The following is a 13,591-nucleotide window of genomic DNA, read 5'->3' on the forward strand; positions in this document are numbered from 1 at the left end:
TCCTATGTCACCGCGTCGAGTTCCGCGGCGAGCGCGTCGAGGGCGTCGTCGAGCGAGAACCGGTCGCGCTCGACCCGGCGGAGCGCCGCCATCACGGTCGGATCGACCGGCGGCGAGCGGATGGTGTGGGCGCTCCCCGTCGCGGTCGTCCGGTGGAGCCACCGGACGGCCGTCCGCGCCGGCGCCCAGCCGACGTCGGTCAGGGCGACGGCCGTCCGCCACGCCCACGCCCGCCCCTCGGTCATCGAGAACAGGGAGAAGGCCTCGTCGAACCGGCCGAACGTGGTATCGACCGTCGACAGCCCCGGCGCGTAGAGGTCGGCCAGCGCCGCCTGCTGGGCGTCGACGAGGCCGGCGAGGACGCCGTCGATCCGGTCGTGGTCGGCGTGCTTCCGCTCCCGGTCGGGGTCGATGCCCAGGTCGCGGAGCGTCAGCGCGAGGTCGTAGTTGATGTGGGCGTTGATGCCGAGGAAGGCGTCCTGCGCGACGAGGGCGTCGCCCGCCAGCGCGGTCCCGAAGGCCACCCGCCACGGGGCCGGGACGGCGGCGTGATCGCCGCGCTCGAAGGAACGGAAGGCGCGTCGGTAGTAGTCGGCGAAGGAGACGGTGTACCGCCGCATCCACGCGGCGTCGTCGAAGCGGCCGTCCGCGATGGCCCCGCGGACGGCGTCGGTCATGCGGGTGTAGACGGTGAGGAAGACGGCGCGCCGGTCGCCGGCGGCGCGCAGTCGGGATTCGAGGTCGGCGAGGCGGTCGTAGGCGCCGTCGACGCTCCGGAAGGGCCGCTCAAGGAGGTCGACGAGCGCCGGGTCGGGGTCGTGATCGGGTGACGGCGGGGCGGCGCGCACGCCGATCAGGGTGGCGCGGACCCGGCTGGCGTCGAGCAGTCGGAGCGCCGAGGCGTAGCCGGCCATCGCGTGTCGAGGAGGGAGGGGGCGAGCAAATAACTGGCGGCGAGTGGGGACTCGACGCCGCTCAACCCGGCGTCGGCGGAATCACTTTGGTGGCCGGGGCCCACGTTCGCGTCGAGATGGACGCATCGATCCGGGTGTTACACGTCGACGACGATCCGGAGTTCGCGGCGATGGTGTCGACGTTCCTGGAACGGGAGGACGGCCGGTTCGAGGTCGAAACGACCACGAGCGCCAGCGAGGCGCTGGATCGGATCGACGACGGCGTCGACTGTGTCGTCTCCGACTACGACATGCCCGGGACCGACGGGATCGAGTTCCTCGAAGCCGTCCGCGAGACACACGACGACCTCCCCTTCATCCTCTTCACCGGGAAGGGCAGCGAGGAGGTGGCGAGCGATGCCATCTCCGCGGGCGTCACCGACTACCTGGAGAAAGGCAGCGACACGAGCCGGTACGCCGTGCTGGCGAATCGGATCGGGAACGTGGTCGACCAGTATCGCTCGCGTCGGGAACTCGAAGCCAGCCGCGAACGGCTCTCGCTGTTCTTCGAGCAGTCGCCGCTTGGCGTCGTCGAGTGGGACGAACACTTCGAGATCGTCCGCGTCAACGACGCGGCGACGGACATCCTCGGCTACGACGAGGACGAGTTGGTCGGGGAGTCGTGGGAGCGGATCGTTCCCGAGGCGGAGACGGAGGCGGTCGAACGCGTCGTCGAGGCCCTGCTTGCGGATCGGGGCGGCTACCGGAGCGTCAACGAGAACGTCCGGGCGGACGGCGAGCGGATCGTCTGTGAGTGGCACAACCGCGTCGTGACCGACGCGGACGGCGACACCGTCGGCATCTTCTCGCAGTTTCAGGACATCACCGAGCGCCGGGAGCGCAAGGAGCGCCTCCAGCGGAGTACGGCCCGGCTCGAAGCGCTCTTCGAGAACTCGCCGGACATGATCAACGTCCACGACACCGACGGGAACATCATCGAACCGAACCCTCAGCTGTGCGAGAAGACGGGGTACGACGCCGCGACGCTCACCGACATGAAGGTGTGGGACCTCGACCAGCGGATCGATCCCGAGGAGGCACGGGCGGTCTGGGAGGAGATGGACGTCGGCGACAGACGGCGTCTCGAGGGCGTCTACGGCCGTCGCGACGGCTCGACGTTCCCGGTGGAGGTACACCTCCGACGCCTCGACCTGGAGGGCGAGAAGCGGTTCGTCGTCATCAGCCGCGACATCTCCGAGCGGAAGGCCCGGGAGGAGGACCTGGAGGCGACCAAGGAGCGCCTCGACACGGTCGTCTCGAACGTGCCCGTCGTGCTCTTCGCGCTCGACGCCGAGGGCGTGTTCACGCTGTCGGAGGGGAAGGGATTGAGCACGCTCGACCTGGAATCCGGCGAGGTCGTCGGTTCCTCCGTCTTCGACCTGTACGGGGACCAGCCGGACGTGATCGACGCCGTCGAGCGTGCCCTCGACGGCGAGGAGGTGAGCACGATACAGGAGGTCGAAAACCGGTTCTACGAGACCGCCTACCAGCCGGTGTTCGACGACGGCACCGTCACCGGGGCCATCGGCGTCGCCATCGACATCACCGAGCGCCGGCGCCGGGAGCGCGAACTCCGCCGACAGAACGATCGCCTGGAGGATTTCGTCGGCGTCGTCTCGCACGACCTGCAGACCCCGCTCAACGTCGCCGCGGGGCGCGTCGAACTGGCACGCGAGGAGTGCGAGAGCGGCCACCTCGACGGCGTCGCGGGCGCCCTCGACCGGATGGACGAACTGATCTCGGACCTGCTCCGTCTGGCGAGGGAGGGAGAGCGGGTGAACGAGATCGACTCCGTGACGCTCGCGGACGCCGTCGAGGACTGCTGGCGCAACGTCGAGACGGCGGGGGCGAGCCTCGTCGTCGAGACGTCGCTGACGATCCGTGGCGATCCCGGACGGCTCCAGCACCTCCTGGCGAACCTCCTGCAGAACGCCGTCGAACACGGGGTGACGGGGACCGACGACCGGAGCGTCACGGTCACGGTCGGCACCCTCGACGACGGGACCGGATTCTACGTCGCCGACGACGGGCCCGGGATTCCGGAATCGAACCGGGGGCGGGTCTTCGAGAGCGGCTTCTCGACCGCGGCGGACGGCACCGGGTTCGGCCTCGCCATCGCCGAGGAGGTGGCGGAGGCCCACGGCTGGTCCATCGGCGTGACCGAGAGCGCGGCCGGCGGCGCCCGCTTCGAGATCACCGCCGTGGACGTCGTCGAGTGACGACCTACCGCTCGACCGTCGCCAGCAGGTCGTCGAGGCGGGAGATCGCCTCCCGGATCGCGTCCGCGTCGGTCGCGTAGGAGAACCGGAGGTAGGCCGCCGCCTGATCGCCGAAGTCGGCGCCGGGCGTGACCGCGACGCCCGCCTCCTCGAGGAACAGGTCGGCGACGTCGAACGCGTCGCCGGGCAGGTCGCTCACGTCAGCCAGCAGGTAGTAGGCGCCCTGTGGGGTGTAGCCGGGGTCCAGCCCCCAGTCGGCGACGGCGTCGACCAGCAGGTCGCGGCGCTCGCGGTAGGTCTCTCGGATGGCGTCGAGGCGCTCGGGCGGCGTCTCCAGGGCGGCGACGCCCGCGTCCTGCACGAAGTTCGGGGCACAGATGAACAGGTTCTGCGCGAGGCGGTTGACCGCGTCGACGAGACCCGGCGGCACGACCATCCACCCGAGGCGCCAGCCCGTCATCGCGAACCGCTTCGAGAAGCCGTCGAGGACGACGGCGTCGTCCGTGTACTCGAGGACCGTGTGCTCCTCGGCGTCGTACGAGAGCCCGTGGTACACCTCGTCGACGACGGGCGTGGCGTCGGCCTCGGCCGCGAGGTCGACGAGGGCCGAGAGCGTGTCGCCGTCCATCACGGCCCCGGTGGGGTTGGCGGGGGAGTTGCACAGCAGCGCTCGGGTGTCGGGCCCCATCGCGTCCGCGAACGCCGACGCCCGGGGACGGAAGCCGTCGGCCGGGCGCAACGGGACCGTGCGGACGGTGCCGCCGACGACGCGCACGAAGTTGGGATAGCAGGCGTAATGCGGGTCGGTGAGCACCACCTCGTCGCCCGGGTCGACGAGCGCCGCCATGGCCAACAGGAGGCCCGGCGAGGAGCCCGGAGTGACGACGACGCGTCCGGGGTCGACGTCGACGCCGTACGTGCGGTCGTAGTGGGCGGCGATGGCGCGCCGGAGTTCCGGCTTCCCCCGCGCCGCGGTGTAGTCCGTGTTGCCGGCTCGGAGCGACTCCACGGCCGTCTCGACCACCCGCTCCGGGGGGTCGAAGTCCGGTTCGCCAACCTCCAGGTGGATCACGTCGTCGGTGTCGTTCGCCCGCTCCAGCACGTCCATCGCCAGGAACGGGCTGACGTCGGCTGCGCGCTCGGAGACCATCGGTGTCGGAGGCGATACGGCGGGGGAGCGGGAATACGCTCCGGTCGACTGGCGGGGAGGTCACTCCGACCGGATGGGGTCGTCGGGCTCCCCCTCGCCGACGAACAGGGTGTCCTCGACGAGCGCCTTCGTCCCGCGCCGGAGTCGCTCGGAGAGCGCCTGGTGGGAGATGTCGAACTCCTCGGCCAGCGACTCCAGGTCGACCGAGCGCGGGACGTCGAAGTAGCCCGCACGGGTCGCCGCCGCAAGCGCCCGGTACTGCTCGTCGGTGAGCCCGTACCGGCCGGCCGGCTCCCCGTCCAGGTCGCGGATGGAGCGAACGTCGAAGCCGAGGCCGTGTTCGGCACAGAACTCGTGTGTGCGCGAGAAGTGGTCGCGGTCCGGATAGAGGACCCGAAGCTCCCACCGGTCGGCCGACCCCCAGGCGTCCATGACCGTGGCCGACGAGTTGGCGAGCATCTGGACCAGCAACTGGACGTGGTCGATCCACTCCATCCGGTAGAGGAGTTCGTCGTCGAACTCGTCGAGGAGCGTCACGTTGTCGACCGAGGGGTCGGCCGCGAGGGCCTCCTCGACCGTCGACCGGGGCGTTCCGCGCGCCCACAGCAGCGGCATGACCGTGTCCTTGCCCGTCTCGACGATGCGCTCCGTCTCGACGCTGAGGTCGGGACACGCATCCAGCGTCCGGGCGAGGGCGAACTCCTCGGCGGGGACCGTCCCGAGTACGATGGTCGCCATACCCTCGATTCGCGAACCGGCCCTAAATATCCCTCGTGGGAGCCCGGCCGTCGACGGCGGCCGACTTGCAGCCACAAGCACCGAGGTTAGGCCGCTCACGCCCCTCCGTGGGGACATGCGACTCTCGACTGCAGCCATCGTGCTCGGCGCGTTCGTGTTCGTGCTTCCGATCCCCGGGACCTTCGTCCTCGGCGCGCTCACCGTCGGGGCCGGCGTCGGTGCGCGCGCCCTCACGTGAGCCGTCCGCGTCGCACGGGACTGCGTGGGCAAGCACTACGCCGAAGCGGCTGAGACGGGTAGAGACGGTCGCAATGGCAAGCGTTCAGATCACGGACGACCACGTCGGCGCGTCGGTCGTCGACGGCGACGGCGACGACGTCGGCATCGTCAGCGCAGTGGAACACGGAACCGCGTACGTGGAACCGGACCCCGGACTCGCGGCGACGCTGAAGGCGAAACTCGGGTGGGAGGACACCGACGACGACGCCTACCCCCTCCAGGAGGAGGCGATCGAGACGGTGACCGACGACGAGATCAGGCTCCGGTCGGACCTGTAGAGCCCCACAGGGCGGGAAAAGCTGCGTCTGCAAGCGGTGACCCTACGGGCGTCGAGCCACACGGGAGACACGTGAACGACACCGATCCAGGTTCGCGAGAGGTGCTCGTCGAACGGGACGCGATCCGGTCGTGGGCCGAGACGCACGACGCCGTGCCGGTCCGTGGCGGGGAGTCGACCGGCGCGCCGGTCGGCCTGTCGACCGGCGTCGAAGTCGAGGACCGCATCGAGTGGTCGACCTTCTTCGACGCCTTCGAGAGCGGCCGGCTGGCGCTGCTCGTCGACGGTGACGACGTCGAGTTCGTCGACCGCGACCGGGTGGCCGACACCGGCGACGACCGACCGGTCGACGACGACGCCCGCGGCGAACCCGACGCCCCTGCCGATCCGGACGAGCGGCGCCGCGAGGCCGAGGCCGCCGATCAGGAGAACGTCGACAACCACCGGGACGAGGAACCGTTCCAGAGCTAGGTCGCGACCGACCTCCTTCTCCGCAGTCGACGTCTCGTGAGCGGTGAGCCGCTCGTCCGGTCGCCGCGTCCGCGTCGCCGACCCGCCGTGAGCGGCGGATCCGGGCTACGCCGACCGCCGGCGCCCGAGCAGCAGCGCCGCCGCGACGGCCGCGAGGAGGGCGGGCAGCGGGCCGAACCCGTCGCCGCTGGACTCGGTGGCCGTGGCGTCGTCCGCGGCCGCCGCGGTGGCGTCGCCGCCGTCGCCGTCGTCGCCGCCGGGTGCGGCCGTGGCGTCGTCGCTCCCGTCCGGCCGGGGCGTCGCCGTGGCCGTCGCGTCCTCGGCCCCGTCGGCCGCGGGGGTGGACGTCGTCGCGTTCGAGCCGGCGGGCTGGGCGGCGGTGAGCGCGAACGTCGAGAATCCGGGCGTCTCCGCCTGGACGGTGACGATCGACCCGCTTCGGCCGGCGACCTGCGTGTCGAGCGTCTCCCACGTGTCGGTCGCGTCGTCGTAGTGGGCGATCCGGAGTCGCTCCGCGTCGACGCCGACCTGCGACTGCCGGACCGAGAGCCGCACCGTGGCCGAACGCCCCGCCATCTCCGCGGGCACCTGTACGCTGACGGGATTGCCGACGCGGTTCGGGAGGGGTGCCGTGCCGTCCGGCAGCGACCTGAGTTCCGACGCCCGGACGAAGCCGGTGGTCGCCGACTCCGGACGGATCTCGACGGCCGAGAACGTCGTCCCGGAGAGCGAGAGCGTCGTCGACTCGCTGTCCGAGAAGACGATGGCCCGCGAGGAGGCGGCGCGGTTCGACGGTGACCCGGCGAAGGAGGCCGCGCCCCCGCCGCCGCCACCGGAGATGGTGGCCGTCGCCGTCTCCCCGCCCGCGCCGTCGTTGCCGGCCGCGTCCGCCGCGGTGTCGAGCGTGACGGTGAACTCGCCGATGGCCGGTGGCTCGTAGGCGAGCGTGTGGGTGTACGGCCCGCTGCCGCTCGTCGAGAAGCTCGAGAGCGTCGTCGGCGCCGGGCCGCTCACGTCGACGGTGATCGACGCCAGCGGCTCGCTGGCCTCGACCGTCACCAGAAGCTCCCCGTCGGTGGCGGACGCCGAGACGTTCGTGACCACCGGCGTCGCCGCGTCGGTCTCGTCCACGCCGCCGGCCGTCAGCGCGGCGAGCGCGTTCCCGTTGGTGTCCCGTGCCGTTCCCGGCGTGTACGTGACCTGCGCCGGTCCCGTGCCGGGCACCTCGTCGCCGTCGGTCGCGATCCGCAGTTCGACGGCGTCGTCGTTCGGCGTCGCCCCGGTGACGACCGAATCGGGCTGTCTCCCGCCGATGGTCCAGGCGCTCGGCGAGAGCGTGGAGTCGTCGATGGCGGCGGAGAAGGTCACCTCCGCGGCGTCGACGTCGCCGTCGCCGTCGCGGTCGAGCGTGGTCACCGCCGTCACGACCGGCCGCGCCCCGCTGGTCGTCCCCGTGAACGTCTGACTCGACGCGAGCGCGTTGCCCGCGGGGTCGTAGACGCGGCTCGCGTCGAGCGTCACGTCGGGCGCGGCGCTCGTCCCCGTCAGCCCCGACACCGTGATCGTCGCGTTGTCGTCGTCGCCGCTCGTCCCGGTGTCGACGCCGGTCACGCTGCCCGCGCCGACGGCGTACGTCGTGGTGTCGAGCGTCGACGCCGCGTCGTCGATGGCCTCGCTGTGGGTGACGACGATCTCGTCGACGTCGCCGTCGTCGTTCGCGTCGCTCGTCCGCGCCGCGACGACGAGCGGGGGCGCGCCGTCGGCCGACGTCACCGTCTGTGCCGAACTCGGGCCCGCGTTGGGCGTCGACGCCAGGTCGTCGACGCTCCCCTGCGTGAGCGTCAGGTCAGGCGTGACGCTCGTGTTCTCGGTCTCCAGCTTCGAGACGGTCAGGTTCACGGCCGCGTCGTCGGGGCCGCCCGGGTGCGCGAGGCCGTCGATCGACGCGCTGGAGGACGAGAAGTCCCCCCTCGCGAGGGTCCCGTCGTCGACGTTCTCGGTGAACGTGACGTTGATCCGGTCGACCGTGCCGTCCCGGTTCGCGTCGCCCGTGACCGCCGTGTCGATCCGCGGTCCCACGCCGTCGGTCGGCGTGAGCGTCTGGTCGCCGTCACCGGGGCCGTCGTTGGGCGTCGACGCCAGGTCCGTGACGTTGCCCTGCGCGAGCGTCAGGTCCGGCGTGACGCTCGTGTTCGCCGCCGGCAGCCCCGAGACCGTCAGGTTGGCGGCCGCGTCGTTCGTCCCGTCGGGGTTGGCGACGCTCCCGACCGAGCCCCCGACGACCGAGAAGTCGGCGGCCGCGAGGCTCGTGTCGTTCACCGCCTCGGAGAAGGTGACGTTGATCCGGTCGACCGTGCCGTCGTCGGTCGCGTCACCCGTCTCCGCGGTATCGATCCGCGGTGCCGCCCCGTCGGTCGTCCCCGTGAACGTCTGACTCGATCCGAGCGCGTTGCCCGCCGAATCGTAGAGCTGTCCCGCGTTGAGCGTGACGGTCGGCGTCGCGCCGGTGCCCGAGATGCCCGAGGCGGTGACGACGACGGCGTCGTCGCCCCCGCCGTCGCCGGTGCCGGCGTCGTCGGCGGTGCCGGTGCCCAGCGAGAACGTCCCCGAGTCGAACGTCGAGGCGCCGTCGTCCAGGGGTTCGGAGAGCGTGACGTTGAACTGGTCGACCGACCCGTCGTTCGAGGAGTCGTACGTGTTCGCCGCGACGACGGCCGGCGCCGCCCCGTCGGCGGTCGTGAGCGTCTGGTCGCTACCCTCCGGACCGGGGTTGCCGGCCGTGTCGGTGACGTTGCCCTGCGCGAGCGTCAGGTCCGGCGTGACGCTCGTGTCGTCGGCCGGCAGCCCCGAGACCGTCAGGTTGGCGACCGCGTCGTCGTTCCCGTCCGGGTTCGACACCGCGTCGATGGACGCGGTCCCGGAGGAGAAATCACCCGCGTCGAGGCTCCCGTCGTCGACGTTCTCCGAGAAGGTGACGTTGATCCGGTCGACCGTGCCGTCGCGGTCCGCGTCGCCCGTCTGCGCGCCGAGGAGCCGCGGCCCGACGCCGTCCGTCGGGTTCGACTCCGTGGTGTCGTCGAGCAGGTTCCCCGCCTCGTCGGCCAGCGTCCCCTGCGTGTACTGCACCGTCGGGGTCGCGCCCGTGTCGACCGACCCCGACTCCTCCAGGTCGATGACCACCGTGTCGTTGTTCGGCGTGCCGGCGTCGGTGATGGCGTCGATCGTGTAGCCCGTGACGTCGAAGTCGTCGGTCCTGACGGTCGAGTCGTCCACGTCCTCCGAGAACGTCACGACGAGCTGGTCGATCTGGCCGTCGTCCGCCGTCGACGCGCTCCCGTCGCTGCCGGCGATCACCGACCCCGGCGCCGGGCCCGCGTCCCGGGTGACGACGGTGTCGATGGTCGGGTCGGTGTTGTCGACGGCGAGGGAGGTGACGGTCGTGTCGGGCGAGGTGGTTATCGAGGTCCCTTCGGTGATCCCGAGGACGATGCTCCCCTCGGTGAAGGTGTTCGCGCTCCCCCCGTCGACGACCAGGTCGGTCGTGATGCTCCCGTCCTCCGACCCGTCCAGGTCGCCGGCACCCCCGTCGGTGATCGTCACTGCAGTGGTGGAGCCGTTGACGCCCTGATCGTCGGGCGTCGTCGAGAAGTCGCCGTCCGCGTCGAAGACGAACGTCGCGTTGTTGCCGGCCGTCCCGATGCTGACGGTGACCCGAACCGTCGAGGCCCCCTCGTCGGTCGACGCGGCGCTCCGCACCTCGACGGTCCCGTCGCCGTCGTCGTCGGTCGGCGAATCGATGTTCGGTCCGCTCGCCGTCCCCGCGGCCACGCCGGCCGTCCCGACGACGCCGCCAACGACGACGGCGGCGGCGAGGAGGGCGAGGAGTACACCCCGAGCCGAATCCCGGTCCGGTGACTCGATCATAGGAGATGACAAAATGTGGGAATAGGTTATACTTTATCATCACTCGGCCGACACTAATCGCCGTCGGGGGGCGACGAGGTGGGGTGAAATCCGCCGCACGACCAGTAGGCGGGGTGGATCGGAGAATGTGTTAGTTTTCGAATGGTTAGTGGCGCGAACGCCCCGACGAGCGAATCGATACGGGCGGCGTTGCTCGACCGAGGGGTCGCACCGGGTGGCCGGCTCGCGCGGCGGCCGAAGCGGAAGCCGACGGCGCTCAACCCGGCGTCGGCACCCCGGGTCCCGTCGGCTTCCCGTCGTCGTTCGGATCCTCGCGATTGAGGATGGCGTCGCGGATGCGCTCGAACGCCGATCTGTCCGTGCGGACGGTGGGCGTTATCATGGCCCGTTCGGTGTTACCGTTTGACACACTTGGATCTGGCGGGCGTCGCGAAACGACGAGACTCGCAGACACGGCTCCGCAGGGCGGGGTGTCCGATCCGTCACGGCGAGCGCAACGCTGGAGGGTCAGAAATCATAGTCCCACCAGAAACTACCGTGAGAGGTTACATAGTTCCCACGTCCGTGAGTGGGAACATGGCCGACACCAACGACGTCCAAGAATACGGGCGAAAGCTCCAGAACCAACTGGAGAAGCTCGAAGACGCCGATATTCCCGATGACGACCGTGAGACGATCCGACAGTTCGTCGACTACCTCGACGTCCGAACCAGCAACAACCAGGGAACCATCGTCTCGAACCTGAATCGGCTCCGACTTGCCGCCGAGCGCGGCGGGACGCCCCTCACCGAGGCCGAGGAGAGTGACATCACGGCACTCATGGGGACGCTGAAGCGTGAGTACGGTCTCAGGGAGGGCACGCTGCGAGAGTACCGAAAGGCCCTCCGGAAGTTCTACAAGTGGCGCGGCGAGGACTGGGGCGAGGACATCGAAATCGGCCCCTCGCCGAAGCGGTCGGTCGACCCGGACCAGCTCCTCTCGGATGACGAGATCGACGCCATCCTCGACGCCGCCGAGAACCCCCGTGACAAGGCTGCCGTCGCGCTGCTCGCGGACACGGGGATCCGCATCGGCGCACTCGCGAGCCTCCGCGTGAAGGATGTCGACCTCTCCGCACAGCCCGCCGAACTGCACATCAACGAGGACGCCAACGTGAAGGGGGCGAGTGGCAAGACGTTGATGACTTGGAGCCGTGGGTACGTCGCGAACTACCTCGAGGTCCATCCCCGTCGCGACGATCCCGACGCCGCCCTCATCCACAAGAACGCCGGTCACCACACCGCCGGCGAGGACGATGGTGCGCTCACCTACCAGTACCTCAGCCGTCGGATCAAGGAGGTCGGCGAGCGTGCTGGAATCGACGCCGGGCGACTGAACGCCCACAACTTCCGAAAGAGCGCCATCACGCGCTGGATCCGGGAAGGCCAGCCCGAACAGTGGATCAAAAACCGGGCGTTCTGGGTGGACGACAGCCGGCAGTTCGAGACGTATTCGGGCGTCACCGACGACAACGTGATCACCGACATCGCCGACCACTACGGGATCGACGTCGGCGAGCGCGAGACGGCGCGCCCGAACCTGGAAAACTGCCCGCAGTGCGGGTCGCCACTTCGGGACACGGCCCGTTTCTGCCCCGGGTGTGGTGCGCCGCTCACCCAAGCCGCGGGCGAGGAGAAGCAGTCGGTCGAAGACGCGACCTTTGACTCCGTCGCCGCGGCCGACGGTCAGGAGATCGACTACTTCGCCGAGTTCCGCCGCCGGTTCAACGAGGATCCGGCCTTTCGGGAACGCGTCGCCGGCGATCATGACGAGTCCCCCTGAGCGATGTCGTGTTCCAGGGCCCGCTTCGCGACGCGAGCGAGCGGGTACTCCTCGGGATCGAGGTTCGCGATTCGTTCGAGGAGTTGCTCGTCGCTGAGGTCTTCGATACTGCCGTCGGGATCAAGTAGCGGGCTCTTGCTCATCTAACTGGACACCCCCAGTTCGTGCTTGCGGGCGTAGGGATCGGTCTCGTCACTCTGAATGATGTTTTCGGGCTCGATACTCGTCGGACAGTCGAGGCGGTCGTACTCGTCGATCCAGCCGCTCGAACAGTCCGTTCCGGTCGTAGGGGGGTCGTGGTCAGCACTCATCGGTGGCGCCGGTTGCGGCCCGGCGGGAGCCGGACGGCGCCGAAAAGCCCTTGTCGCGCCGACCCGTAGGCCGGCGTGACGAGGCCCCCTCGGCGTCGTCGTTGGTGTTGCTCGCCACGTGCAGGGCTGGGTTGGGTGCCTTTCCTGCCGTGGTGTTCGGTTCAAGAATCCTGAGAGTCATCGCTCGGTTTCCTTGTCGAGTAGCGACCGGAGTGCCTCGTTGTAGTTCGGATGACCGTGTTCGTCCCGGTAGTCCGCGAGGCGGTCGCGGATCTCCGATTCGAGGGGTCCAACTGTGGTACCTCCGACTGCCATGTTTGTCCATACGTCCGGAATATATTTATCCTTGCGCTCAGCAATATGTTCCTCATGAGTGATAGTGACCGGCCGACGGCCATTCTCACGGATCGGCAGCGGACATTCCTGCGTGGGGAGGGCGACCTCGGTGAACGAGGCGAACGGGCCGCACGCGCGAGGATTAGGGATCGGTTAGACGCCGCTTTCGACGACCTGCGGTTGATATTAAATACCGACGTCGAAGCGTTTGAGGACGACGTCGAGCAGGTACTAACTGACATCGACGCCGGGCGCATGTGGGCTCTCCCTGCGCTCTTGTTTCTGTGGGCGGTCGAACACCCAACTTTCAGTGATCGGGATGACATGGTCGGGGTTCTCTCATCTCCTGGCGAGGACTGGCCCATAGAGGATCGGATAGAATGGATCACCGAGTCGTTCGACAGCCAGGTCGAACGCGGTGTCACTGCCGCGCTCGAAGACCTGGAGTTCGACCAGGTCCCGGAGGAGGTCGACAACGAACTCACGGTGGGTCTCGGGCGCTCCGTTTCGGAGATGACACCGGCCGAACTGGCCGAACTCTCTCGCGAGACGATCGACTTTCTCTTTCGGAGAGACGACCTCGATAACGAGCTGTATGCGGAGGTGATGGCGCTCAAACTTGGGCGCGACACCGACTCGGACGACGACAAGTAGCCCACCGACACGCTCACTCCCCGCCGGCGCTCCGGAGCACGGCGCGACAGACATCACCGACGGGGTCGCCCTCCTCGTAGCGGTCGGCGAGCCGGCGGAAGACGTCGAGTTCGTCGTCGGTCATCGGCCGTCCTCCTCGTCGACGTCGTCGCACACCACCTCGCGGAGTTCGTCAGCGAGTTCACCGTGCTTTTCGAGAGCTTCGAGGTCTCCGTCCAGCCGCTTGAACCGAGCACGAACCCGGCTGATGGTTTGGTATCGGTAACTGTCGGAGACGTCGGCTTCGCCAGCGACAATCTCTCGTTCTCGATCAGTTAGCAGCGCCCGACGGTCGGCCATACAGGCCGATTCGGCTGTTGCCATACAATATGTTGTGGACTGGGAGCTTGTAAAGGTCTACACCAAACAAACAACGTTCGCAATATACACGCAATCTATAAGTGGGTTCGCAATATAGT

Annotated in this window: 15 protein-coding genes; 6 read left to right on the forward strand and 9 right to left on the reverse strand. The window is 69.2% G+C overall.

The genetic code is table 11. From position 1 onward, the window contains the following. Positions 1–2: 2 nt before the first annotated feature. Positions 3–914, reverse strand: coding sequence for a DUF5995 family protein (locus tag NBT67_RS12055; RefSeq protein ID WP_251341959.1), 912 nt, complete (start codon positions 912–914; stop codon positions 3–5). A 116-nt stretch (positions 915–1,030) separates the two neighbouring features. Between NBT67_RS12055 and NBT67_RS12060 the strand changes: the two genes are divergently transcribed. After that, positions 1,031–3,172, forward strand: a complete 2,142-nt coding sequence (locus NBT67_RS12060; RefSeq protein ID WP_251341960.1) for a PAS domain S-box protein — start codon at positions 1,031–1,033, stop codon at positions 3,170–3,172. 4 nt (positions 3,173–3,176) lie between these two features. Here NBT67_RS12060 and NBT67_RS12065 read toward each other — a convergent pair whose 3' ends face one another. Together NBT67_RS12065 and NBT67_RS12070 are read right to left on the reverse strand one after the other, a co-directional pair. Then, positions 3,177–4,322 (reverse strand): pyridoxal phosphate-dependent aminotransferase, encoded by a 1,146-nt coding sequence (locus NBT67_RS12065; RefSeq protein ID WP_251341961.1) that lies wholly within the window; start codon positions 4,320–4,322, stop codon positions 3,177–3,179. Between the two features lie 60 nt (positions 4,323–4,382). Then, positions 4,383–5,060 (reverse strand): helix-turn-helix domain-containing protein, encoded by a 678-nt coding sequence (locus tag NBT67_RS12070; protein WP_251341962.1) that lies wholly within the window; start codon positions 5,058–5,060, stop codon positions 4,383–4,385. 115 nt (positions 5,061–5,175) lie between these two features. Between NBT67_RS12070 and NBT67_RS18010 the strand changes: the two genes are divergently transcribed. From NBT67_RS18010 to NBT67_RS12080, 3 genes are all read left to right on the forward strand, one after another. Next, complete coding sequence (locus tag NBT67_RS18010; protein WP_256474646.1) at positions 5,176–5,298, forward strand: hypothetical protein; 123 nt, start codon at positions 5,176–5,178, stop codon at positions 5,296–5,298. Positions 5,299–5,371: 73 nt separating this feature from the next. Continuing rightward, positions 5,372–5,617 (forward strand): PRC-barrel domain containing protein, encoded by a 246-nt coding sequence (locus tag NBT67_RS12075; RefSeq protein WP_251341963.1) that lies wholly within the window; start codon positions 5,372–5,374, stop codon positions 5,615–5,617. A 71-nt stretch (positions 5,618–5,688) separates the two neighbouring features. Beyond that, positions 5,689–6,087 carry a hypothetical protein gene (locus NBT67_RS12080; protein ID WP_251341964.1) on the forward strand — a complete coding sequence of 133 codons (399 nt, stop codon included), beginning with the start codon at positions 5,689–5,691 and terminating at the stop codon, positions 6,085–6,087. A gap of 105 nt (positions 6,088–6,192) precedes the next feature. Here NBT67_RS12080 and NBT67_RS12085 read toward each other — a convergent pair whose 3' ends face one another. After that, the gene (locus NBT67_RS12085) at positions 6,193–10,011 is read right to left on the reverse strand and encodes a PGF-pre-PGF domain-containing protein (protein ID WP_251341965.1); all 3,819 of its coding nucleotides are present in this window, start codon (positions 10,009–10,011) and stop codon (positions 6,193–6,195) included. A 256-nt stretch (positions 10,012–10,267) separates the two neighbouring features. After that, entirely contained in the window at positions 10,268–10,393 is a 126-nt protein-coding gene (locus NBT67_RS18015; protein ID WP_256474647.1) for a hypothetical protein, read from the reverse strand. Between the two features lie 194 nt (positions 10,394–10,587). On the opposite strand from NBT67_RS18015, the gene NBT67_RS12090 reads away from it, so the two are divergent. Further along, positions 10,588–11,832 carry a tyrosine-type recombinase/integrase gene (locus NBT67_RS12090; protein ID WP_251341966.1) on the forward strand — a complete coding sequence of 415 codons (1,245 nt, stop codon included), beginning with the start codon at positions 10,588–10,590 and terminating at the stop codon, positions 11,830–11,832. On the opposite strand, the gene NBT67_RS12095 is transcribed toward NBT67_RS12090, so the two are convergent. The 3 genes from NBT67_RS12095 to NBT67_RS12105 form a co-directional block, all read right to left on the reverse strand. Then, the gene (locus NBT67_RS12095; RefSeq protein WP_251341967.1) at positions 11,814–11,975 is read right to left on the reverse strand and encodes a hypothetical protein; all 162 of its coding nucleotides are present in this window, start codon (positions 11,973–11,975) and stop codon (positions 11,814–11,816) included. The two genes, NBT67_RS12090 and NBT67_RS12095, sit on opposite strands and share 19 nt — an antisense overlap. Further along, positions 11,976–12,143, reverse strand: coding sequence for a hypothetical protein (locus tag NBT67_RS12100; RefSeq protein WP_251341968.1), 168 nt, complete (start codon positions 12,141–12,143; stop codon positions 11,976–11,978). It abuts the gene before it with no gap. 177 nt (positions 12,144–12,320) lie between these two features. Continuing rightward, complete coding sequence (locus NBT67_RS12105; RefSeq protein ID WP_251341969.1) at positions 12,321–12,458, reverse strand: hypothetical protein; 138 nt, start codon at positions 12,456–12,458, stop codon at positions 12,321–12,323. A 54-nt stretch (positions 12,459–12,512) separates the two neighbouring features. Here NBT67_RS12105 and NBT67_RS12110 point away from each other — a divergent pair, with 54 nt between their 5' ends. After that, positions 12,513–13,133, forward strand: coding sequence for a DUF8102 family protein (locus NBT67_RS12110; RefSeq protein WP_251341970.1), 621 nt, complete (start codon positions 12,513–12,515; stop codon positions 13,131–13,133). Positions 13,134–13,253: 120 nt separating this feature from the next. Here NBT67_RS12110 and NBT67_RS12115 read toward each other — a convergent pair whose 3' ends face one another. Next, entirely contained in the window at positions 13,254–13,472 is a 219-nt protein-coding gene (locus NBT67_RS12115) for a hypothetical protein (RefSeq protein WP_251341971.1), read from the reverse strand. Positions 13,473–13,591: the final 119 nt, after the last annotated feature.

It is taken from the genome of Haloplanus sp. GDY1, assembly GCF_023703775.1.
In the GTDB taxonomy this organism is placed as follows: domain Archaea; phylum Halobacteriota; class Halobacteria; order Halobacteriales; family Haloferacaceae; genus Haloplanus; species Haloplanus halophilus.

What these genes read in the sequence shown, in the direction of transcription:
- NBT67_RS12055 (WP_251341959.1), bottom strand. Translation starts at nt 914, where the DNA reads ATGGCCGGCTACGCCTCGGCGCTCCGACTGCTCGACGCCAGCCGGGTC.
- NBT67_RS12060 (WP_251341960.1), top strand. Translation starts at nt 1,031, where the DNA reads ATGGACGCATCGATCCGGGTGTTACACGTCGACGACGATCCGGAGTTC.
- NBT67_RS12065 (WP_251341961.1), bottom strand. Translation starts at nt 4,322, where the DNA reads ATGGTCTCCGAGCGCGCAGCCGACGTCAGCCCGTTCCTGGCGATGGAC.
- NBT67_RS12070 (WP_251341962.1), bottom strand. Translation starts at nt 5,060, where the DNA reads ATGGCGACCATCGTACTCGGGACGGTCCCCGCCGAGGAGTTCGCCCTC.
- NBT67_RS18010 (WP_256474646.1), top strand. Translation starts at nt 5,176, where the DNA reads ATGCGACTCTCGACTGCAGCCATCGTGCTCGGCGCGTTCGTGTTCGTG.
- NBT67_RS12075 (WP_251341963.1), top strand. Translation starts at nt 5,372, where the DNA reads ATGGCAAGCGTTCAGATCACGGACGACCACGTCGGCGCGTCGGTCGTC.
- NBT67_RS12085 (WP_251341965.1), bottom strand. Translation starts at nt 10,011, where the DNA reads ATGATCGAGTCACCGGACCGGGATTCGGCTCGGGGTGTACTCCTCGCC.
- NBT67_RS18015 (WP_256474647.1), bottom strand. Translation starts at nt 10,393, where the DNA reads ATGATAACGCCCACCGTCCGCACGGACAGATCGGCGTTCGAGCGCATC.
- NBT67_RS12090 (WP_251341966.1), top strand. Translation starts at nt 10,588, where the DNA reads ATGGCCGACACCAACGACGTCCAAGAATACGGGCGAAAGCTCCAGAAC.
- NBT67_RS12095 (WP_251341967.1), bottom strand. Translation starts at nt 11,975, where the DNA reads ATGAGCAAGAGCCCGCTACTTGATCCCGACGGCAGTATCGAAGACCTC.
- NBT67_RS12100 (WP_251341968.1), bottom strand. Translation starts at nt 12,143, where the DNA reads ATGAGTGCTGACCACGACCCCCCTACGACCGGAACGGACTGTTCGAGC.
- NBT67_RS12105 (WP_251341969.1), bottom strand. Translation starts at nt 12,458, where the DNA reads ATGGCAGTCGGAGGTACCACAGTTGGACCCCTCGAATCGGAGATCCGC.
- NBT67_RS12110 (WP_251341970.1), top strand. Translation starts at nt 12,513, where the DNA reads ATGAGTGATAGTGACCGGCCGACGGCCATTCTCACGGATCGGCAGCGG.
- NBT67_RS12115 (WP_251341971.1), bottom strand. Translation starts at nt 13,472, where the DNA reads ATGGCCGACCGTCGGGCGCTGCTAACTGATCGAGAACGAGAGATTGTC.